Raw genomic sequence first — 22,959 nt, forward strand, 5'->3', positions numbered from 1 at the left:
TCATCAACCTCTGTGCGCTTTGTGCCGCAACGGCGGACCGTCTCTGTGGTTAAAAAAATGATCTGCTAGCAATACGTATAAACTAAATTTGGATCGAGCTGACCCATTATTTGCGTTAATGTAAAGATTAGCGGTCCAGTAGCTCAAACACCTGCTTCGACGTTATTTCGTCACGCCCCTCCTCTCGCCAGCGTTAGCGCGACTTGCCCGGCATGGTACGATGTATGAAAGAGCACGTGGGAGAAAAGCCGCACGCGGGATACGGGACCAAAGAATGGCGTATCAATCAACTCAGACCAGGCCGCATCAGGGGTTTCTTCAACATACTTTTTGAAGCGCGCATAGCCTTGTTCGAGCAACTGGCGGCTTGCTTCAGTATCCTGTCCTTGTCCCTGATCGAGTTGACCCATGGTCGTATTTTGCACCGTCATGGGCAAGCCAAAAAAGTAGCCGAACAGATTGATAGTTTCGCCAACATGACGATAGATGAACCCCGCCGAAGCGGTTTGCTCATTCAGCCGTAAACCGGCATTTTCGGGTGTAACCTTATCAAACACAGCCCAAACTGTCATCTGGTTTTGGGCTATCATATCGAGGAAAATTTCTTTTTGCATTCGTTTTACTGCTTTTTCGGCTACGTATCTGTCAACGACCAGCTGGTGGTCTTACCTGGTATGTTCTGATTGTGTTACCCTTTCTTCGCGACATACCAACCCATAAACGGCTTCACCGTCCCACACGTTGGCCCTCCATCCTTGCCTGTTCCCGGAACCTTCGTTTCCAGAACCATCGCCGAATCGCCCGTAGTCTGGTCAACCATTTCGGCCGTAATTCCTTTCAGCGGAACCTTTAACCGTCGGCTCCAGACAGAGTCGAACTGCCTGGCGCTCTTCCCGATGTTAATATAAATAAACCGATTAGCCGGTGGCCCCTGAACGACAGCCCCGGCAAAATCAGGCTGATTATCGGCACCAGTTTTTGCGGTAACGGTACACTCGAATGATAAATCCTGAAGGGTAGAGCGTTGTTTTTGCAGGGTATTGTACTGATGTCCACTTCCGCTTTGAATGCTAAAATCAACACCCGGCGGTGGGCTCTCTAAGCGGATATGCAGCTTTACTTCTTGCTTCATGTTCATTTTACACCATAAACCTCCGATCATCTCGGTCGGCATACAAACGACTAGTCGTTTACGCGTTTGTACTTCTCGATGATGATGTGGTCGATACCCAGCTTTTCTACTTTTTCGACGCCTTTCTGCACCAGCGTGTCACCAACAAATTTCACCACGAACTGAAATTTATTATTCTCCCACGCCTTGTCGGTGAAGTACTCCAGGTTCTCAGTATATACACTATCAGCCAGCGTATATTTTCCACCACCCCCACTGAATCGCGTTGCCGATGAGTCGTCTTTCGAGACTGCATGGTTCAGGAAAGCGAAGTGTGTGGCGTTGATGATCTTGATCATCTTATGCGTCGGGTCGAAGGTGGAGACCGTCGAATCTTTTTCCGTACTCGTCGCTGATACCAATTCCCAGGTGCCTACAAGGGGTGACTCGGTGGTTTTTTGATTACAGCTGAAGAGAGCTGAACTGAATGGTAGTAAGAGAAGGAGGGTCTTGTAGTTCATGTAGTTTGGTAAAAATGGATGGGGTGTTTTCTATAGGCCATACCGTGACAGCGACTTTCCGCACCTGATCATGGAAAGCACGAACGTCGAACCAGTTACCCAACGCTTTCTCCGCTTTGCGTAGTAAACCAGGAAGATCACGCAGACCTTCCTGGTTTGATCACGCTACTTCTCCCCCGGGCGGTACGTCTTCTCAACGTGCTTCTGGATGTCTTCGGGATAGAACAATACGTCTTTAAACTGGCCCTCGCAGTAAAGCGGAGCCTGATCGGTGAAGTGCTTGGTGCCGGGCTGGCTGCTTTGGCCACCCGTTACGACAGAACGGGCTTTTACTTTTTCACCAAATTCCACCACAGCAACGAAGCTGTTGCCCACACTACCGTAACGCTTTTTGGTGCCGGGGTAGGTCTTGGCCGCAAAAGCCGCCAGCGATCCCCAGGCCGAAGACGTAAAGCCAACGGGAATGCTGGGCTTCAAATCGTCATACGTTTCCTGAACCTTGCCGGTGAGTCGCTGATACCGATTGATGTCGCCCCAGGGTGTTTTCCAGGTACCAAAGTCGCGGGTGAGGTCGGCCAGAACATCGGCCAAGGCTTTTACTTTCTCCTGTGGTGAGGTGCTGCTGATGGTGTAGGCCGTGAGCGTCAGGTTATCGAACCGCTGATCGCCAGCCGCACGACTCCGGGCCAGCCGTTGGATTTTCTCCCCCCAGAAAATAGCCAGCGTCTGCCCAACCGACGCTTTGCCATACGACTTATCCCAGGCTTTTAACACCCCAATGGCTTCGGCCAAGTCTTTCGACTGGTTCGCAGCATCGCCCGAAACAGTTTGGTAAGCGGCCAGCAAGGGAGGTAGCAGTTCGTCGAAGGCCGCCAGGTGCGGGTCGTTGGCAGCCGCAATAAGGGTGTCGAGGGTGAACAGTTTTTTCTGACTCAGGACACGGGCAGCATTGATGCCCCGGTAGTTCTGGGCATCGGGCGCCATGTAGGTGGGATATTTGCTCTTGTCAGGGCTGCTGCTACCCGAAACCGTAAAGGGCGTAGCGTTGCAATTCTGAATCCAGCCGCTGGCCGGGTTTCGGACCTGCACGATTTCATCGACCGCATGTAAGCCCTTCCAATCGGTTTCGGGGTTACTGCCATCAACGGGCTCCTCCCAATCGAACTTGGGGTCACGTTTGGGCATGAAGTTACCGTGCCAGTAAGCGATCGTCCCATTTTTATCAGCGAAGATGGTGTTATTGGAGGCATTACCATTAAGCTTCATCACCTCTTTGAAACTGTCATAACCAGTCGCCTTCGTCCGCAAATACGACTGCGACAGCGCATTGAGGGGCGTGTTCATCATATCGATAGCGATCCATTTGCCGTCTTGCTCCCCTGCAATGGGCCCATGCTGAGTAAAATACATGGTAAAGTCTTTATACTGCATCCCACTGGCCGTTTTGTAAGGAATCCGCACGTTTTGGGTGCGAACTGGCTTTAAGTCCTTACCATGCTTGTAATATAAGGTGTTGCCTTTCTTCTGAATGGTTTCCAGATACTCATCCATAGAGTCGGCATAGCTGGTCGTGTGCATCCAGCCGCAGTTTTCGTTGAACCCCTGATAGATGAAGAACTGCCCCCAGGTCACGGCTCCATAGGCGTTCAGTTTTTCCTGGCTAACCATGTGTACCTCCGAGCGGAAGTAGAAAGACGTATGCGGATTGATTAGCAACAGAGCGTTTTTAGTGGCACTTTTAGCGGGTGCAATGGCAAAGCCGTTCGAGCCAATGGATTCGCGTTCGTAGTGATCGGAATAATCATTGTATGACGTTGACTTACGCTGCTCGTAGAACGCTTTCAACCGTTCGGTCGATACCACGCTGATATTCCCGCCAATGCTGCCTTCGCTGAACATGAGCGGCATCCAGGGCTGGAAACGGGTCAGGAGCCGGGGTTTTACTTCCGGGTGTGTATAGAGGTAGTAGTTGGTGCCATCGGCAAAAGCGTCCAGCAGACTTTTCATCCAAAGTGGGCTCTTCTTATAAATGGCGATGGCCTGCGTCGTATCCAGAAACAGACGCGCCCGTAGGTCGTGGTAGATTGCGGACTCGCCTTCTACTTCGGCCAGTCGGCCGGTGGAGGTGATGTAGTTTTCCTCCACCCGTCCGAAGTCATCTTCGCATTGGGTAAACAATAGACCGAACACCACATCGGCATCGGTCTTCCCGTAGATGTGCGGCACGCCCCAGGTATCGCGGGTGATGGTCACCTGTTTGGCCTTCTGCTGCCAGCGGGCAATGTCGGCTTTGGTGAAGGATTGCGCCTGTAAGGAATATCCACTCAGGCAGATAAACAGACTAGCCAGGAAGCTAATGGACAATAACGGTGGTCGATTCATGAATGATTAAGTTGAATAGTTGTTTCGTCTGGGCCAAGCTCTGGCTTAGCCATTAGAATAGTAGCTGCACAGGCCAGGCTTGAGCTTGGCCCAGACATTACTGCCCGATGGCCCCAAACCGTTTGGGTGGCATGCGGTGGTGGGTTGCCTGTTCGTAGGCGTAGGCGAGCCGGATCAGGGTTGGTTCGTCGAAGATACGACCCAGGAACTGGACACCAGCCGGTAAATCACCGGTGGTGTAGCCCATGGGAATTGTAAACGCAGGCTGACCGGTCGCCGGGGCTACCACCTGGCTGTTGTCGCCTTTATAGCCTTTCGCATCACCAACCAGAGCGGGTGGATAATTCCAGGTTGGATACACCAGCGCATCGACCTTCAGGCGGTTCATTTCAGCTTCAACACCATTCCGATAGGCAATGCGTAAGGGATCGGTAAACGGGTCGCCACAAGGAATTTCGGGATGACGCGCCCGACCCGAATGGGTTTGCTGATAGGTCAGTCGGTCGCGCACGAGGTCCGAATAGCCGCCTATACGGATAATATCTTCCAGCGTTTTCAGGGTATCGCGTTTCACGAAGGTTTGCAGATAATGTTCGATGTCGGTTCTGAACTCGGCACACGATTGGTTCGCCCGCAGCGAATCGAACTCCGGAATCGTCACGTCGATGATTTCCGCACCCGCCCGAGCCATGTCGGCCAACGCTTTGTCAAAGAGTTGTTTGATTTCCGGGTGAACGTTCTTGTCGCTCAACTGACGCATGACGCCGATCCGGGCTCCCTTCAGGCCATCTTTTCGCAAAAACTGGGCGTAGCTCTTCGGCACCTTTCCCCGACTGTTTTTCGTGATTGGATCGTTGGGGTCGTACCCGGCCGTAGCGTCCAGCAGCCGGACCGCATCCTCCACCGTCCGGCACATAGGCCCGCCGACATCATTGCGACTGTAGAGCGGAATTATACCATACCGGCTCACCAGCCCCAGCGACGTCCGCAACCCCACCAGCGCATTGTGCGACGATGGCCCGCGAATGGAATTACCCGTATCGGAACCCAGCCCAACCGCGCCGAGGTTAGCGGCCACGGCTGCCGCCGTTCCCCCACTCGATCCGGCAGGCACATAAGCCAGATTATACGGATTCAGCGTTTCGCCCAAAATAGAACTCTGTGAATGCATGGGCGTAAAGGCCCACTCGGCCATATTTGATTTGGCCAGCACGATGGCACCCGCTTCACGAAGTTTTTTTACCTGATACGAATCTTCGGCAGGTGCAAAGCCTTTCAGGGCAATGGAGCCGCCCGTTGTTTGCAGCCCTTTCGTATTATAGTTGTCTTTAACAATAACCGGAATACCGTGCAGGGGCCGCATCTTGCCGGTCTTCTTGAACTCAGCATCCAGAGCACGCGCCGTGGCTATGGCTTCCGGGTTAATCATAACAATGGCATTCAGTTTGGTGGGCTTGTCATACGTTTTGATGCGCTCCAGATAGGCATTGACCAATTGCTCACTCGTCAGCGAACCGGCCCGGTAAGCCCGGTGAATATCGCTGATAGTCGTTTCGAGCAAGTCGAAGGATTTGATTGATTTTTGCTGGGCCTGAGCGGATGAAAACAGGGCTGGAATAAGCAGAATGAGATAGGAGCAGATTTTTAAAAACTGAATCAGCCGGATAGGTTGTTGCATACAGGTTGTTGACGGGTGTAATCGTAGGGTAAAAATAAACTTTCTCACGGGTATTAAGCCTATAAAGGAATATTTGATCTGTTTTTGTTTTGTGTGGCCACGCAGATACAGAATTTAATGGATGATTGCATTTAGTAGCTCGGCCTGTAGGCTGGAGTGGTACTCCGGGCAACCGAAGGATACGAAGGTTCGTCAAAAAATAGCCTTCGGCTGTCTGGAGTACCACTACAGGCTACAGGCTGGCAGACACGAAAACCGATCTGAATTATGTTTATGTTACTCCTTTTTAATCAGCGGTTTATTGTGTATATTTACCTCCCCGATTTTTTATAAACAACCATACTAATGAGCCGGATTTTGGTGTAAAAACCAACATCTGGCAACTCAATCCGAATGAAGAAAGGACGCTCAAATCCGAATCAGCTCCAGATTGATTTTCTGGCGGCTTTTCGCCAAATGCTCATCAGTCTTGGCAACGCCGAAAACCTTCCCGTCAACGAAAGTCTGTTCATGCGGATGACAGACCAGTGGGAGAATACGCGCGCCATGCCCGGTGATTTACTTTTTACAAAAAGCCCCATTGAAGCCATCGTTTTCCGGCTTCAGAAGATAGATGCCGATACCGAAGCCAACCAACTGCGTTTCCCGAACGAGCTGATCGCCGGGGAGATTCGCGGGGAGAAAGGGCTGACCGGTTTCTCGGCCAAGTTTCGGGAGCAGGGCTGGATTATTTTACCGGCAGAACTGTCGGCTATGTACAAAAATCTGTTTCTGAATATCCTGGCCGCTTCCATTGGGCTCGAACACCTTTATCCGGTTCGTAAGGATTTGTTGGTTGAAGCAGAACGTGTGGCTTTGGCGGCTATGCTGCCCGAAAGTGAAGTGCGTAAGTTTTTTGGTCTGCGGTTATCCCGTTTCCCCGACAGCTTCCGGAGCGAAGTATCCAACTATTTTAACCTGCCCTTCGATTATGTGCTCAAACGGGCGAATCATCTGGGTATGGTATCGGAGCAGGTGATTGAAGAGGCTCGTGCCGCTACACAACCACTGCGTTCCACGGTCTTACGCCGTCCGCAGAGCAGCCGTGCAGCTTAGAACAGCCATTCATCTAATTTTTTTAGTCGGTTTGATACGCTAGATATCGAGCCGACTTTTTTATTATACTAATATTTCCGGTATAACTATTAGGCTATTCATGGACTTGTGAAAGTAATAATAGCCTTGCTCATCAATGAATTACTATTACTCCTATTCTCTATAGACTTGTACTAATCAAATAAAGACATCCTTTTAAGTTATTTGTCCGCTCCTACTTATTGACTGTTTTCAAGATTGAATAGTCTCCCCTCAAGATAATTACAGGAATCCTGAGAATTTCTGCCAGCCCATTTGGAAGTAAGATAAACTACTTGCTGTTTTGCATAATCTATAATATCAATAGACTATAAGTACTAATAGTCTATCTACAACCGGGAGAATAGGGACTATGCCAGAATAGTCTGTTTTTCACCTTAAAAAAAGTTAGTAGCAGTTCACGAATTATCAGACTATACGCTTCAGTGCCAAGCAGACCAGCGTGTATTTGAGATCAACTCAACCAAAATTAGTAGCCATCAGAAGTAAGAATGAAACGAATTTTAACATCCACTTTTCTGATCAGTGCCATTTTAGGGCCTCTCCTTCTATTTGCTCAAAATGCCCCTGTCATCAATGCAACGGTAACGGGCAAAGTCATTGACGCTCGCACCGAAAAAAGCCTGATCGGCGCAACTGTTGTTATAAAAGGAACAACAAACGGAGGAGCCACGAATCAAAATGGCCAATTTACCCTGCTCACCGGCCAGAAGCTCCCTTTTGTCGTAACGGTATCTTATTTAGGGTATCAAACTCAGGATGTTGTCCTGAGCAGCGATAACGTAGAAATTAAACTCGAAGAAGGGACGAATCAGCTAGCAGATGTCGTTATCAGCTCCCGGCGTCGGCAGGAGTCAGCCCAGGATGTCCCCATTCCGATTTCGGTTGTCAGTGGCGTTCGAGCCGAAGATGCCGGTGCATTCAATGTGAACCGGTTAAAAGAACTGGTTCCGAGCGTACAGCTCTATTCATCCAACGCCCGTAATACGACCCTTAATATTCGTGGGTTGGGATCGAGCTTCGGGCTTACCAACGATGGTATCGACCCCGGCGTTGGCTTCTATGTAGATGGGGTATATTATGCCCGACCGGCCGCGACCTCGCTCGATTTTATCGACATCGAACAGGTTGAAGTGCTTCGTGGCCCACAGGGTACGCTCTTTGGTAAGAACACTACTGCTGGTGCCTTTAACATCACGACCCGTGCTCCTAGCTTTCAGCCCGGTGCCAGCTTTGAAGTGAGCTACGGTAACCTGAACTACATACAGGCGAAAGCATCTCTGACTGGACCCATCAGCAAAAAACTGGCCGTCAGAGCCTCCTTTTCTGGTACTCAACGCGATGGAACCATCTACAACCTGACAACGCTGAAGCCCACCAACACACTGAATAACCTGGGTTATAGAGCTCAGTTGCTGTACACGCCATCTGACAAGGTTAAGATTACCTTCGCAGGCGACAACTCTCGTCAGCGCCCTGATGGCTACGCTACAGTAGTTGCTGGCGTTGTTCCGACAAAACGGGCAGCTTACCGCCAGTTCAATAACATTATTGCCGACCTGGGCTATAAATTGCCCAGCACCAACCCATTCGATCGGGTTACCGATACCGACACGCCCTGGCGGTCCAACAACGACTTCGGCGGTCTTTCCGTTAACGTCGATGCGAAAATTGGTAGCGGTACGCTGACCTCAACAACGGCATGGCGTTACTGGATATGGGACCCCTCGAACGATCGGGACTTTACCGGACTTCCGGTCCTGACCAAATCACAGGGTAATTCCCGGCATGCCCAATGGACGCAGGAAATTCGATACGCGGGTCAGTTTTCATCAAAACTCAGCGGTGTTTTGGGCGTTTTCTTCATCGATCAGGATTTGAAATCAGACCCTGTCCAAACAGAAGAGTCAGGCTCGGCACAGTGGCGATTTTCGCAAAGCTCGACCAGTGCTTTGTGGAAAACACCCGGTCTATTTGATGGTTTCGGCACCAAAACAACCTCGCGGCTCAAGACCATCGGCGCGGCCGTATTTGGTCAGATCGACTGGGCGATTACCGACAAATGGCACTTACTGCCGGGCTTGCGATTCAATTACGACAAGAAAGACGTTGACTATAAACGGGAAACCTATGGCGGCCTGCAAACGACCGACCCTGCCCTGCTTGCTCTAAAAAACGCTGTTTATACGAATCAGGCATTCGCATTTGGCGTAGAGGACAATAATTTCTCGGGGCAGGTAACGCTTGCCTACCGGGCAAGTAAACGGTTTAATGCATATGCCACTTATGCTAATAGCTATAAGCCGGTTGGGGTAAACCTCGGCGGACTACCAACCGCCAATGGTGCCGTTTTGATTGATTTGGCTAGAGTAAAGCCGGAGTATGTGACTCATTACGAATTGGGTGTAAAAACCAAACCGACGCCAAGTTCAACCTTTAACGTCACTGTTTATAACACAGATATCAGAGATTACCAGACACAGGTGCAAACCGCGGAGGTGGGTGTAAACCGAGGGTACCTGGCCAATGCGGAGAAAGTGCGGGTACAAGGCGTTGAAGTTGACGGGAACCTCCGGGTCAACAACCGTTTCTCCATTAATGGAGCCGTTTCTTATACTGATGGCAAATATGTGTCGTTCAAAAACGCTCCCGTTCCGCTGGAGGAGACCGGTGGAGAGTCAGCATTCAAAGACATTTCTGGTGGTGTTCTTCCCGGCATTTCCAAGTGGTCGGGCTCGCTGGGTGGCGAGGTTTCGGGTAATGGAAAGTTATTGAATCAGGATGGTCGGTTCTTTCTGGCGGTCGATGGTTATTACCGTTCTTCGTTCTCATCGAGCGCATCACCCTCGGCTTATCTGAACATCGACGGGTATGCTTTGATGAATGCACGCGTTGGCTTCCGTGCTTCCAATGGCGTGTCGATCTTGCTGTGGTCCCGCAATCTGACGAACACAAACTACTTCGAGCAACTCTTGCCAGCGGCTGGCAATGCCGGCCAGTATGCGGCCGTTCTGGGTGATCCCCGAACGTACGGTACAACCTTACGGTATACGTTCTAACTAAATGTAAGGCTTCCCGAAGAATAAAACCATTCGGATTAGGCCAATTGTCTGACAACGGTACCAGATTATAAGTTATTCAAATTGTAAAAGCGGTTTACGTTAATTTTATTTAACGTAAACCGCTTTTTTCTAATTTGCCCCATTTGTTTTCAATTACCACTACTCGATCACTAATGAAACACGTCTTTCTTCTCTTGTTACTATCATTATCAGGGGTACTAACGGTCCGGGCTCAGATGAATATTGCGGGCATTGTTACCGACGAGCAAAAACAGCCCCTGGCAGGCGTAACAATCATTATCCGGGGCACGAATACGGGGACGATTACGCAGGCTGACGGGCGATTTTTACTTCCTACCAATGAATCATTACCACTAACCCTTACGGTATCCTTCATCGGATACAAACGACAGGATGTGTCGGTTCGGGGAAATAACTTCCGCAGCCTGGTCATTACGCTGAGCGAAGAAGCGATTCAGGCCAATGAAGTGGTTGTATCGGCGAGTCGGGTACCGGAAGATATTCAGAAAGCGGCCGTAACAGTCGAGAAACTGGGAGCCCGTCAATTTCAGCAATCGCCAGCCACCAGCCCGTTCGATGCCCTTCAGAATGTGAAAGGTGTTGATCTGCTCACGCAAAGTCTCACCTTTAAATCGGTTAACCTGCGGGGCTTTGGTGCCAACAACAACAATCGTTTTTTGCAACTGACAGATGGGATGGACAATCGCTCGCCGGGGCTGGGTTTCGGGTTTGGCAATGTGGCGGGTATCTCAGATCTGGATGTCGAGAGTATTGAACTGATTCCGGGAGCATCGTCGGCGCTGTATGGCCCCGATGCCTTGCAGGGGCTAATGCTCACGTCCAGCAAGAACCCATTCACGTATCAGGGATTAAGTGCGCAGATAAAGGTTGGCGCCAATAACTTCGGTAAGGCCGATTTTGGACCCAAAGGGTATGGTGATGTAGCCATTCGCTATGCCCGGCAACTCGGCGAACGCTTTGCCATCAAAGTGAATTTCCAACGACTGAGCGGCACAGATTTTATCGCCGATGATTACAGCGATCGCTCTACCCGCGCCCGCGCTAATTTCTTTGCTACTGACCCTGGTCGGGGAGGCATTGCCACCGGCATTGGATATGTACCGAATAATGACCCCAACACCAATTTTCAGTACGACGGTGTTAACATCTATGGCGATGATATTAATGCTGGTGGTGGGTATACGTTTCCGGCAAACTATGCCAATGTATTGCTGCAGAACAAGCTGGTGACGCGTACCGGCTACACCGAACTGGATGTACTGGGAAACAACGGTAAAGTCTTTAATAACCGTGCCAATGTGTCGCTGCATTACAAACTACCGGGAAACCTAGAAGCTTCACTGGGCTGGTATTATGGCAATGGCAACTTTATCCGTACAGCCGGTTTCCGCGAGTATTTCCCTAATTACCAACGCCACCAGATCAAAGCTGAACTACGGGGAGATAACTTCTTTCTGCGCGCTTACACTACCCAGCAGCAGGCCGAAGACTGGAACATTGGCCAAACGGCTACCGCTATTAACAATAGCTGGAAATCGCTGAACCAGTGGGCGGCAGAATTTGGACAGGTATACATAGAAAATAAATTCAGCATCGGTGATGCCCGTGCCACCGCCGACCGGGGCCGCTACGAACCCGGATCTGAGCGCTTTAACGCGGTGCGGGATGCGTATGCAAACACTTATAATACCGATCTCATACCCGGCTCAACTACCGCAAAAGGAACGCGTTTCCGGGACAACTCAGCCCTCTGGCATTATGAAGGCATGTATAACCTCACAAAGGCCCTCGATAATGTAGCTGAAGTGATTGCGGGCGGAAGCCTGCGCCATTATGCGCTCAATACAGGAGGCACGGCTGTTACACTGAAAGCTGATGACTCCGAATACACGATCAACGAATACGGAGCCTATGTTCAAGCTGCTAAGGAATGGAAACTAACCTCGCTGGTCACCCTGAAACCAACGGTTGCTATTCGCTACGACAAGAACCAGTATTTTAAAGGGGGTTTTACACCTCGTGCTTCGGCAGTAGTGAGTGTCGGACCGCACAATTTCCGGGGATCCTGGCAGTCGGCATTTCGAAATCCTTCGCCGGGGCAGTTGTTTGCGGTTCCGGCGGCTGGTAAAGGGGGCGATGTGGGTGGCTCGCAGCTCGCAGCCGAATCGGCAGGTTTATTTACGAATCCAGCTTATCTGGACAGCGATGTGAAAGATTTCACTGCCGGGCGTATCACAGAAGTACAACTGCGTACCCGGGCCTATAACCCCGCCAATTTTACGACAGAAAAAATAAAAACCTGGGAGGTTGGCTACAAGACGTTGATACAAAATAGATTTTACGTAGATGCTTTTTACTTCCACAGCAAATACACTGACTTTATTGCAGCACAAAGTTTCTATCAGCCCAATAGCGGTCAGGTTACAGACTTCTCAACAAACGCCTATCGGACGCTACAAATCAACTTCAACAACTTCAACGAGATTTTTGTCGATGGTTGGGGAGTTGGCTCGGAATATGGCTTAGGTCGGGGCTTTACCATCAGTGGAAACTTTGCCCATCAGGTGGGTACCGTAACACTCAGGGATGCGCAGGGAAATACTATCAATGACAATGCCGGTTCTCCGATCGTTAAGCGTAAAATGAGCAATCCTGAAGTGACCCAGAAAGGGCGCAACTTCTTTATTTCTCCCGAAAACCGGTACAATATTACCCTAAGCAATCCACGCCTTACCGACCGGCTGGGTGCTACAATAACCTATCGCTGGACGGATAAAATGTGGGTGGAGCAGGGCACAACCGCGGGCGACGTCTGGTTGCCCTCCTGGACAAGTCTGGATGCACAGGTATCGTATAAAGTACCTGCTTATAAGTCTATCGTAAAGCTGGGTGGTACGAATCTACTCAACCAGTATTATGCGCAGGGATACGGGCTGGCTCGTATTGGCGGGTTGTATTACTTGAGTATCACGTTTGATGAGTTGATGCGGTGATTGATTACATACTTCAGAGCAAACGCATCCTTAGTAGTGAAACACGCAATTTTATTCTGTTCCCTTTTGTTATACCTTTTTTCTAACATCAGGAAAAATCATGCACATACAAATTCGTCGTATTGGCAATTCATAGGGTATCATTCTTCCGCGCACTTTGCTTCAACAGACAGGCATCGAAAATGAGGCTGATCTACAGGTCATAGATGGAGCTATCGTTCTTCGTCCAGCCAAACCGAATCCACGTGCCGGTTGGGATAGTTTATTTCAGCTGGCAATAGAGGCTGGTCATATGCCTGAGAACGATTTGTTTGAGAATATGTCGAATGATTTTGACCAAAACGAATGGCAATGGTAATAGGTCGTTTTGAAGTATGGTTGATTTCTCTAGATCCAACGAAAAGAAGCGAAATTGCTAAAACACATCCTTGCATTGTTATATCGCCCGATTCGGTTAATAAATACTTGAACACAGTCCTCATTGCTCCCTTAACCAGCGCCCAAAAACCTTATCCTACTCGAGTTAATTGTCAATTCGACGGACGAGATGGTCAGGTAACTTTAGACCAAGTCAGAACGGTTGACAGATCTCGCTTGTTGAAAAAAATTGGTCAATTAGACGATGGGACTTGTCAGCAAATTTGTGCTACTTTGATCGCCTTGTTCACGTATTAATAAGTCTTTCCAACAATAAAGCCCCGTTCATTTCTGGACGGGGCTTTTTCATAGTAACTATTTTCTGACGGTCAAACCGTAGCTTTCTTTTTGCTGCGGGCGTACTGTTCGCTGAACTATCTATTCTGTTCCTAACTCAATCAGCAACGCATCGACCTCCTTTTTCAGCGTTGGTAAATGGTTAACAAGTATACTCCAGATGATTGCATTGTTCACACCGTCGTAAGCATGAATGAGTATATGTCTTAGACTAATGATTTCATTTAGGCTACTGATGGAAATATCAGGGTGCATTTTTCGCACTTGATTAGCTGCTTCGCCAATTATACCGAGTGCTCGTTCAACAGCATATTGTACAGTAAGATCATTGGTATAGATCGTAAAATCTCGCTTCCCTTTCAGGAAGCCATCTCTGTAGTTAATATGAATCTCAATATCTGCTAGGTACTTTCGAATATCACGCTGCATATATTAATTTTTTGGATTTTTCTACAGCACGAGCAAAATACGGATTCCGGAATGATTGACCTAATACTAAATCGATCCGACGATTTAAAAGCGTTTCTAGTTCTGAGAGAAGTTGAAAGTAAGTATCTCCCTTCATTTCCGGGGCTAGTTCGTCGGGCAATTCGACCAGAAAATCGACATCACTTCTGACCTCATCAAATTCATCTGATGTTACAGAACCAAATACATACAATTTCGAAACGCTGTAATGACGACAGAGCTCGTTTATTTTTCCGTTGTATGGCTCTAAAATTGGATGAATCACAATGCTGAAAGTTAAGCCTAACGACTAATAAAACAAAAACGCCCCGTTCATTTCTGGACGGGGCGTTTTTGTTTTATTAACTATTTTCTGACGGTTAGACCGTAGCTTTCTTTTTACTGCGGGCGTACTGTTCGCGCGATTCGGTAATTGTTTCCAGTTCCTCTTTCGATCCGACAATCGCGCTTTGGTAGCGACGAAGGCCTGTACCGGCAGGAATCAGGTGACCTACAATTACGTTCTCTTTTAAGCCATCGAGTACGTCGCGTTTGCCACGAATCGATGCTTCGCTCAGCACTTTCGTCGTTTCCTGGAAGGAAGCGGCCGAGATGAAGCTGTCGGTACCCAAAGACGACTGTGTAATACCCATCAGCGTTGGCTGCGAAACGGCGGCCATGGCATCGCGAACGGTCACAAGGGCCATATCACGACGTTTCAGACCAGAGTTTTCGTCACGTAACTGACGGCTCGTTACAATCTGCCCTGGTTTAACGTTCGGCGAATCACCGGCGTCCATAACCACTTTAGCGTCAAGAACTTTGTCGTTTTCCTCACGGAACGCCCACTTATCCACTACCTGACCTTCGAGGAAGTTAGTGTCACCCGAGTCAATGATCTCAACTTTCTGCATCATCTGCCGAACAATGGCTTCGATGTGCTTATCGTTGATTTTCACCCCTTGCAGGCGGTATACTTCCTGAATTTCATTTACCAGATACTCCTGAACAGCCGTTGGGCCTTTGATCGCCAGAATGTCGCTTGGTGTAATGGCACCGTCGGAAAGTGGAGCACCAGCCCGTACGAAGTCATTATCCTGTACCAGGATGAACTTCGACAGAGGGACGAGGTACTTCTTCTTCGTTCCGTCTCTCGACTCGATGAAGATTTCGCGGTTACCACGCTTAATGGCACCGTAGGTTACCACACCATCGATCTCACTCACAACAGCCGGGTTCGACGGGTTACGGGCTTCGAACAATTCCGTTACCCGTGGCAGACCACCCGTGATGTCACGCGTTTTACCCACGTTACGCGGAATTTTCGCCAGGGGTTGACCAGCTTTAATTTTCTGACCTTCCTTCACCACCAGACGTGAGCCAACCGGTAAGTTATAGCTCTTCTGCAATGGACCACCGTCATTATCGGGCAGGTGCAACGACAAGGTGGTTGTTCCCTGAACGACGATTGCCGGGTTCTTCGCTTTATCGCGGCTTTCGATGATTACTTTCTCCTGGAAGCCAGTCTGTTCATCGAATTCTTCGCGGTATGTAATACCATCTTCAATCGCATCGAACGTCAGTGTACCGGTCAATTCAGACAGGATAACGGCGTTGTAAGGATCCCAGGCGCAAATATCGTCGCCCTTTTTCACCATATCGCCATCTTTAACCCGCAGGAATGCACCATAAGGTACGTTGTTGCTGATCAGCACAACGCTCCGGTCACTTGGATTCACAATCCGGACTTCACCCGAACGGCCCATTACGATCGTCTGTGGATTGCCTTCGTTGTCTTCCGACTGAACCGTCCGCATTTCCTCGAACTCGATCAGACCGTCGAACTTGGCTTTGATCGAAGCATCAACGGCGATGTTCGACGCTGTACCACCTACGTGGAACGTACGAAGCGTTAACTGCGTACCCGGCTCACCAATCGACTGCGAGGCAATAACACCTACAGCTTCACCGATATCAACCATGCGGCCCGATGCCAGGTTGCGGCCATAACACTTGGCGCAAACACCCTGACGCGATTCGCAAGTCAACACCGAACGAATCTCAACGGTTTCGATGCTCGTTTCATCAATGTGGGCAGCCACCTCTTCGGTCACTAGCTCACCCGATGCTACGATTAACTCTTTCGTGAGCGGGTCATAAATATCATGAACCGTAGTACGGCCCAGAATACGCTCTGACAGTGGCTCAACAATATCTTCGTTATCTTTCAGAGCCGACACCTGCAGGCCGCGCAGCGTACCACAGTCATCTTCACTGATAATAACATCCTGGGCTACGTCGTGCAGACGGCGGGTCAGGTAACCGGCATCGGCCGTTTTCAAAGCCGTATCGGCCAGACCTTTCCGCGCACCGTGGGTCGAGATAAAGTACTCCAACACGTCGAGACCTTCTTTGAAGTTCGACAGAATCGGGTTTTCAATGATCTCACCAACCGAACCCTGCAGGTTTTTCTGAGGCTTGGCCATCAGACCACGCATACCACCCAACTGACGAATCTGCTCACGCGAACCACGGGCTCCCGAGTGCATCATCATGTAAATTGAGTTGAATCCGCCCTGATCTGCTTCAAGCTGCTTCATCAGCGTCTCGGTCAAGCGGGAGTTCACACGCGTCCAGATATCGATAACCTGGTTATAACGTTCGTTCTCCGTGATCAGACCCATCAGGTAGTTATCCCAGACAGACTGCACTTCGGCTTTGGCTTCTTCAACAAGTCCCTGTTTTGCTTCAGGAATCATGATATCGCTCAAACCGATGGATAGACCACCTTTAAACGCCATCTGGAACCCAAGTTCTTTGATTTCGTCAAGGAACTGAGCCGTACGGGCACCACCCGAAATCTTGAAGATAAGGGCAATGATCTGCTGAAGCTTTTTCTTCGTCAACAGCTCATTGATATAACCCACTTCTTCCGGAACAGCCTGGTTGAACAACAACCGGCCTGCTACGGTGTCAATGACTTTCCAAACCAGATCGCCATTCTCATCCCGGACTTTCACCCGGCACTTAATGTTGGCGTGCTTAGACACTTTACCTTCGTTGATCGCGATAATAACTTCTTCCGTACCATAGAAGGTCATGCCCTCACCCGCAATGGGATACTCAGGAATGCTCTTCCGACCTTTGGTTACATAGTACAGACCCAACACCATGTCCTGCGATGGTACCGTAATTGGCGCACCGTTGGCAGGGTTTAGGATGTTGTGCGATGCCAGCATCAGCAGCGACGCTTCCAGAACAGCTTCCTGGCCCAGCGGCACGTGAACGGCCATCTGGTCACCGTCAAAGTCAGCGTTGAAGGCGGTACAAACGAGTGGGTGCAACTGAATAGCTTTACCCTCGATCAGTTTTGGCTGGAATGCCTGAATACCTAACCGGTGAAGCGTTGGAGCCCGGTTCAGCAGAACAGGGTGACCTTTCAGTACGTTTTCCAGAATGTCCCAGATAACAGGGTCTTTCCGGTCAACGATTTTCTTGGCCGACTTCACAGTCTTCACGATGCCCCGCTCAATCAGTTTGCGGATAACAAACGGCTTGAACAATTCAGCAGCCATGTCTTTCGGCAGACCACATTCATGGAGCTTCAATTCAGGACCAACCACAATAACCGAACGACCCGAGTAATCCACACGCTTACCAAGTAAGTTCTGCCGGAAACGGCCTTGCTTACCTTTCAGCATATCGGACAGCGACTTGAGCGCACGGTTACCTTCCGAACGAACGGCGTTTACTTTCCGCGAGTTGTCGAACAGCGAATCGACCGCTTCCTGCAACATCCGCTTTTCGTTACGGAGAATTACTTCGGGAGCCTTGATTTCGATCAGACGCTTCAAACGGTTGTTCCGAATGATAACCCGACGATACAGGTCATTCAAATCGGACGTAGCAAAACGACCACCATCCAAGGGGACGAGCGGACGCAGTTCGGGTGGGATAACCGGTACCATTTTGATCACCATCCACTCGGGACGGTTTTCAATACGGCCGTTGGCTTCCCGGAATGCTTCTACGACTTTAAGCCGTTTCAGCGCTTCTGCTTTCCGTTGCTGCGACGTATCGGTAGCAGCCGCGTGACGGAGCGAGTACGACAATTCGTCTAACTCAACCCGCGACAGCAACATCTCCAGCGCTTCAGCCCCCATCTTAGCGATGAATTTGTTTGGGTCTTTGTCGTCAAGATGCTGGTTGCTGCCAGGCAGTTTGTCAATAATATCCAGATACTCGTCTTCGGTCAGGAAGTCGAGTTGGTTAATACCATCTTCTGCCTTCACGCCGGGCTGTACAACAACATAGCGTTCGTAGTAGATGACCTGATCAAGTTTCTTGGTCGAAAGGCCCAGCAGATAACCAATTTTATTTGGCAGACTGCGGAAATACCAGATATGCGCAACGGGCACCACCAGTTCGATGTGACCCATACGCTCCCGGCGTACCTTTTTCTCGGTTACTTCAACACCACAACGATCGCAGATAATGCCTTTATAGCGAATCCGCTTGTATTTACCGCAGTGACATTCCCAGTCCTTCACAGGCCCGAAGATGCGCTCGCAGAACAAGCCACCCATTTCGGGTTTGTAGGTCCGGTAGTTGATCGTCTCCGGCTGTGTTACCTCGCCGTAGGAACTCTCCAAAATAGACTCCGGCGATGCCAGACTGATCGTCACGCTGGCAAAGTCGCTGTTGAGCTTTTTGTTCTTTTTGAACGACATTGGTTGGAGATTATAAGTTAAAAGGAATAAAGGGAGGACGGAGGAAAGGGGGAAAGGAGCAAGGCGATAACGTCCTCTTCTCCTTTCTTCCTTTCCTCCATTCTCCTTACTCTAATGTAATTTCGAGTGCCAGACCACGCAATTCGTGGACGAGTACGTTGAACGACTCAGGGATGTTCGGCTTCGGCAGGTTTTCACCTTTCACGATTGCTTCATATGCCTTCGCACGGCCAACAACGTCATCAGATTTAACAGTCAGGATTTCCTGCAGGATGTGCGAAGCACCGAAGGCTTCCAATGCCCACACTTCCATCTCACCGAAACGCTGACCACCAAACTGCGCCTTACCACCCAGCGGCTGCTGCGTAATGAGCGAGTAGGGTCCGATCGAGCGGGCGTGCATCTTATCGTCTACTAAGTGACCGAGTTTGAGCATGTAGATGATGCCAACCGTTACCGGCTGATCGAAACGCTCACCCGTCAAACCGTTGTAGAGATACGTCCGGCCGAACGATGGCAAACCTGCCTCATTCAACTCGTCAGCTACCTGCTGCTCCGTCGCTCCATCGAAAATCGGTGTAGCATATTTACGATCCAGTTTCTGACCGGCCCAGGCCAATACAGTTTCATAGATCTGACCGATGTTCATACGAGAAGGTACGCCAAGCGGGTTCAGAACGATATCGACCTTGGTTCCATCTTCCAGGAACGGCATGTCTTCATCGCGCACGATCCGGGCAACTACCCCTTTGTTACCGTGACGACCAGCCATCTTATCCCCTACTTTCAGCTTACGCTTCTTGGCGATATAGACTTTGGCTAACTTCACAATACCAGCAGGTAATTCATCACCCACTTCGAGGGTGAACCGCTCACGCTTGAACCGACCGGTGATTTCACTGCGACGATTGTTGTAGCTCTTGATGAGCGTAACAAGCATCTGGTTCAGTTTGTCATCGTCTGTCCAGCCATCAAGGTTCATATCGGCCAGCAGGTTCGCTTCTTCAGGAACGGCATAGCTGCTTTCATCGCGGTACGCATTACGATCAGGGAAGAGGTTCTCCGTAATATTTTTCCGGTTGAACTTCACACCCTTACTGATAATCTCGTCGCCAAACTTGTGTTTAGCACCCGCGCTGGTTTTACCATCCAGCAGCAATACTAATTTCTCGATCATACGAGCGCGGAAGTCATTCAACTCACGGCCGTATTTCTTCATCAGCGCTTTAACCTCTTCTTTGTGCTTACCCCGGTCTTCTTTGGCCGGACGGGCAAACAACTTGGTATCGATAACAACGCCTTTGAGGGACGGTGGTGCTTTTTTAGAAGCATCTTTCACGTCACCGGCTTTGTCGCCGAAGATGGCACGGAGCAGTTTTTCCTCCGGTGTTGGATCGCTTTCGCCTTTCGGTGTAATCTTACCGATCAGGATATCGCCTTCCTTCACTTCTGTACCAACTCGTACGATACCGTTTTCATCAAGGTTACGAACGGTTTCTTCGCTAACGTTCGGAATTTCGGAGGTCAATTCCTCTTCGCCCCGCTTGGTGTCACGAACTTCCAGTTCAAACTCTTCGATGTGAATCGAGGTAAAGATATCTTCGCGAACAACACGCTCCGAGATCACGATAGCATCCTCGAAGTTATATCCCTGCCAGGGCATGAACGCTACTTTCATGTTCCGGCCCAGTGCCAGTTCACCTGCCTGTGTGGCATAGCCTTCGCACAGAACATCGCCTTTCTTTACCTTTTGTCCTTTAAGAACAATTGGCCGAATGTTGATGCATGTGTCCTGGTTGGTACGACGGAACTTAATGAGGTTGTACGTCTTCCGGTCTTCATCGAAGGTAACCGCCAGCTGATCTTCATCAAGGCTATAGCGAACAACGATTTTAGATGCGTCAACGAATTCAATCACACCATCAGCTTCGGCAATAACCAATGTCCGCGAATCGACCGCTACACGACCTTCCAGACCCGTACCTACGATAGGTGCTTCGGGACGGAGCAGTGGAACAGCCTGACGCTGCATGTTCGAACCCATCAGGGCACGGTTAGCATCATCGTGTTCGAGGAACGGAATCATAGACGCAGCCACCGATACAATTTGGTTCGGAGCAATGTCCATGAAGGTTACGTTCTGCGGCTCGGCAATGGGGAAGTCACCTTCAAAACGGGCCTTCAGGCGATCTACCATGAAGTTTCCTTTTTTGTCGATACCCGCATTAGCCTGGGCGATATAGTGCGTATCTTCTTCTTCGGCCGTCAGATACATCACTGGCTTTTCCATCGATACTTTACCGTTTTCAATGATCCGGTAAGGCGTTTCGATGAAGCCCATGCTGTTGATTTTAGCATAGACACACAATGAGGAAATCAGACCGATGTTTGGACCTTCAGGGGTTTCGATGGTACACAGACGACCGTAGTGCGTATAGTGTACGTCACGAACCTCAAAACCGGCCCGTTCACGAGACAGACCGCCCGGTCCCAGTGCCGACATACGACGCTTGTGCGTCACCTCGGCCAGTGGGTTGGTTTGGTCCATAAACTGCGACAGCTGGTTGGTTCCAAAGAACGAGTTAATAACCGACGACAGCGTCCGGGCATTAATAAGGTCAACAGGTTTGAAGTCCTCATTATCCCGCACGTTCATCCGTTCTTTAATCGTCCGCGCCATACGCGCCAGACCAACGCCAAACTGTGCATATAACTGCTCACCTACTGTCCGAACGCGTCGGTTGCTCAGGTGGTCAATGTCATCGACAACGGCTTTCGAGTTAATCAGACCAATCAGGTACTTCACAATCGACACGATGTCTTCTGTGGTTAGTACTTTCATGTCCGACGAAATGTCAAGACCAAGCTTTTTATTGATCCGGTAACGGCCTACATCACCGAGGTCATAGCGCTTGTCCGAGAAGAACAGGCTCTGAATGATCTCGCGAGCGGTTTGCTCGTCAGGTGCATCCGCGTTCCGGAGCTGCCGGTAGATTTGCTCGACGGCCTCTTTTTCCGAGTTCGAGCTATCTTTTTGCAGCGTGTTGTAAATAATGTTGTAATCGGCCATGTTCATGTCTTCCTTATGCAGGATGACCGACTTCTGACCTGATTCCGTGATTACATCGATATCGTCTGCCGAAATAGCCGAGTCGCGCTCCAGGAGCACCTCGTTCCGACTGATCGACACCACTTCGCCCGTATCCTCATCCACGAAATCTTCCGTCCACGTGCGCAGTACCCGAGCCGCTAACCGACGGCCAATAGCCTTTTTCAGGTTGGCTGGGGTTGCCGGTACTTCTTCCGACAAACCGAACAGGTCCAGAATGTCTTTGTCCGAACCGAAACCAATTGCCCGTAACAGCGTCGTAACCGGGAATTTCTTCTTCCGGTCGATGTACGCATACATGACATTGTTAACGTCGGTCGAGAACTCGATCCAGGAACCTTTGAACGGGATAATCCGAGCCGAATAGAGTTTGGTACCGTTTGTGTGCTTGCTCATGGAGAAGAACACACCCGGCGAACGGTGTAACTGAGAAACAATCACACGTTCGGCTCCGTTAATGACAAACGAGCCTTTCTCGGTCATGTACGGAATGTTTCCTAAGAAAACTTCCTGTTCTATCGTTTCAAAGTCCTCGTTGTCGGGGTCATTGTTCGTTAAGCGCAGTTTGGCTTTCAAAGGCACCGAATACGTCAAACCCCGGTCAATGGACTCGTCAACCGAGTACTTTGGCGGGTCGACTAAGTAGTCGATGAACTCCAGCTTGAAATTCTCACGGGAGTCTGAAATGGGGAAATTTTCCTGAAAAACTTTGAACAACCCTTCTTCCGACCGTTGGTTGGAGGGCGTATCAAGCTGGAAAAAATCTTTGAAGGATTTTACTTGAATATCCAGGAAGTCCGGATACCCAATCACTGGCTGAATCGTCGCAAAATTTTTGCGCGTACTGATTTTCGCGTTTGTCGCCAAGATTGTGCTTCGTTTAGTTGCGTAACCGATTCTCAATGAGTGCGTTGCGAAGATTTGCCACGGCACTCGAACTAAGCGGCTATTCAGGCCCCGGGTGTCACCCGACCTAAGGGGCGTAAATAGACAACATAAGGCAATATAAATTAGTTTGTCTTTTGCAATAGCTTAG

General features: G+C 49.7%; 14 protein-coding genes. 5 read left to right on the plus strand and 9 right to left on the minus strand.

Translation table 11 applies throughout. The annotated features are described in order from the left end of the window. Positions 1–170: 170 nt before the first annotated feature. From ACYVK4_RS01930 to ACYVK4_RS01950, 5 genes are all read right to left on the minus strand, one after another. Positions 171–614, minus strand: coding sequence for a DinB family protein (locus tag ACYVK4_RS01930; RefSeq protein ID WP_461125806.1), 444 nt, complete (start codon positions 612–614; stop codon positions 171–173). A gap of 74 nt (positions 615–688) precedes the next feature. Then, positions 689–1,132, minus strand: a complete 444-nt coding sequence (locus ACYVK4_RS01935) for a DUF5990 family protein (RefSeq protein WP_461125807.1) — start codon at positions 1,130–1,132, stop codon at positions 689–691. Between the two features lie 50 nt (positions 1,133–1,182). Continuing rightward, entirely contained in the window at positions 1,183–1,632 is a 450-nt protein-coding gene (locus ACYVK4_RS01940) for a hypothetical protein (protein WP_461125808.1), read from the minus strand. A 165-nt stretch (positions 1,633–1,797) separates the two neighbouring features. Further along, on the minus strand, positions 1,798–4,014 hold the full coding sequence (locus tag ACYVK4_RS01945; RefSeq protein ID WP_461125809.1) for a penicillin acylase family protein: 2,217 nt from the start codon (positions 4,012–4,014) through the stop codon (positions 1,798–1,800). A gap of 97 nt (positions 4,015–4,111) precedes the next feature. After that, positions 4,112–5,692 (minus strand): amidase, encoded by a 1,581-nt coding sequence (locus ACYVK4_RS01950; protein ID WP_461125810.1) that lies wholly within the window; start codon positions 5,690–5,692, stop codon positions 4,112–4,114. A gap of 393 nt (positions 5,693–6,085) precedes the next feature. On the opposite strand from ACYVK4_RS01950, the gene ACYVK4_RS01955 reads away from it, so the two are divergent. From ACYVK4_RS01955 to ACYVK4_RS01975, 5 genes are all read left to right on the plus strand, one after another. Continuing rightward, positions 6,086–6,787 carry a hypothetical protein gene (locus ACYVK4_RS01955; protein WP_461125811.1) on the plus strand — a complete coding sequence of 234 codons (702 nt, stop codon included), beginning with the start codon at positions 6,086–6,088 and terminating at the stop codon, positions 6,785–6,787. A 530-nt stretch (positions 6,788–7,317) separates the two neighbouring features. Next, the gene (locus ACYVK4_RS01960; RefSeq protein ID WP_461125812.1) at positions 7,318–9,885 is read left to right on the plus strand and encodes a TonB-dependent receptor; all 2,568 of its coding nucleotides are present in this window, start codon (positions 7,318–7,320) and stop codon (positions 9,883–9,885) included. A 176-nt stretch (positions 9,886–10,061) separates the two neighbouring features. Continuing rightward, positions 10,062–12,923, plus strand: a complete 2,862-nt coding sequence (locus tag ACYVK4_RS01965; RefSeq protein ID WP_461125813.1) for a TonB-dependent receptor — start codon at positions 10,062–10,064, stop codon at positions 12,921–12,923. A gap of 157 nt (positions 12,924–13,080) precedes the next feature. Beyond that, entirely contained in the window at positions 13,081–13,281 is a 201-nt protein-coding gene (locus tag ACYVK4_RS01970; protein WP_461125814.1) for a hypothetical protein, read from the plus strand. Beyond that, positions 13,275–13,598, plus strand: a complete 324-nt coding sequence (locus ACYVK4_RS01975; RefSeq protein WP_461126649.1) for a type II toxin-antitoxin system PemK/MazF family toxin — start codon at positions 13,275–13,277, stop codon at positions 13,596–13,598. Before ACYVK4_RS01970 ends, ACYVK4_RS01975 begins: the two co-directional genes overlap by 7 nt. A gap of 120 nt (positions 13,599–13,718) precedes the next feature. Here the strand turns inward: ACYVK4_RS01975 and ACYVK4_RS01980 are convergent, their stop codons facing one another. From ACYVK4_RS01980 to rpoB, 4 genes are all read right to left on the minus strand, one after another. Continuing rightward, positions 13,719–14,066, minus strand: coding sequence for a HepT-like ribonuclease domain-containing protein (locus ACYVK4_RS01980; protein ID WP_461125815.1), 348 nt, complete (start codon positions 14,064–14,066; stop codon positions 13,719–13,721). Continuing rightward, positions 14,056–14,370 (minus strand): nucleotidyltransferase family protein, encoded by a 315-nt coding sequence (locus ACYVK4_RS01985; protein WP_461125816.1) that lies wholly within the window; start codon positions 14,368–14,370, stop codon positions 14,056–14,058. The genes ACYVK4_RS01980 and ACYVK4_RS01985 overlap by 11 nt, the downstream gene beginning before the upstream one ends. Positions 14,371–14,464: 94 nt before the next feature. Beyond that, positions 14,465–18,814, minus strand: coding sequence for a DNA-directed RNA polymerase subunit beta' (rpoC, locus tag ACYVK4_RS01990; protein WP_461125817.1), 4,350 nt, complete (start codon positions 18,812–18,814; stop codon positions 14,465–14,467). A gap of 106 nt (positions 18,815–18,920) precedes the next feature. Next, positions 18,921–22,790 carry a DNA-directed RNA polymerase subunit beta gene (gene rpoB / locus ACYVK4_RS01995; RefSeq protein WP_461125818.1) on the minus strand — a complete coding sequence of 1,290 codons (3,870 nt, stop codon included), beginning with the start codon at positions 22,788–22,790 and terminating at the stop codon, positions 18,921–18,923. Between the last annotated feature and the right edge of the window lie 169 nt (positions 22,791–22,959).

The organism is Spirosoma aerophilum, from assembly GCF_054782495.1.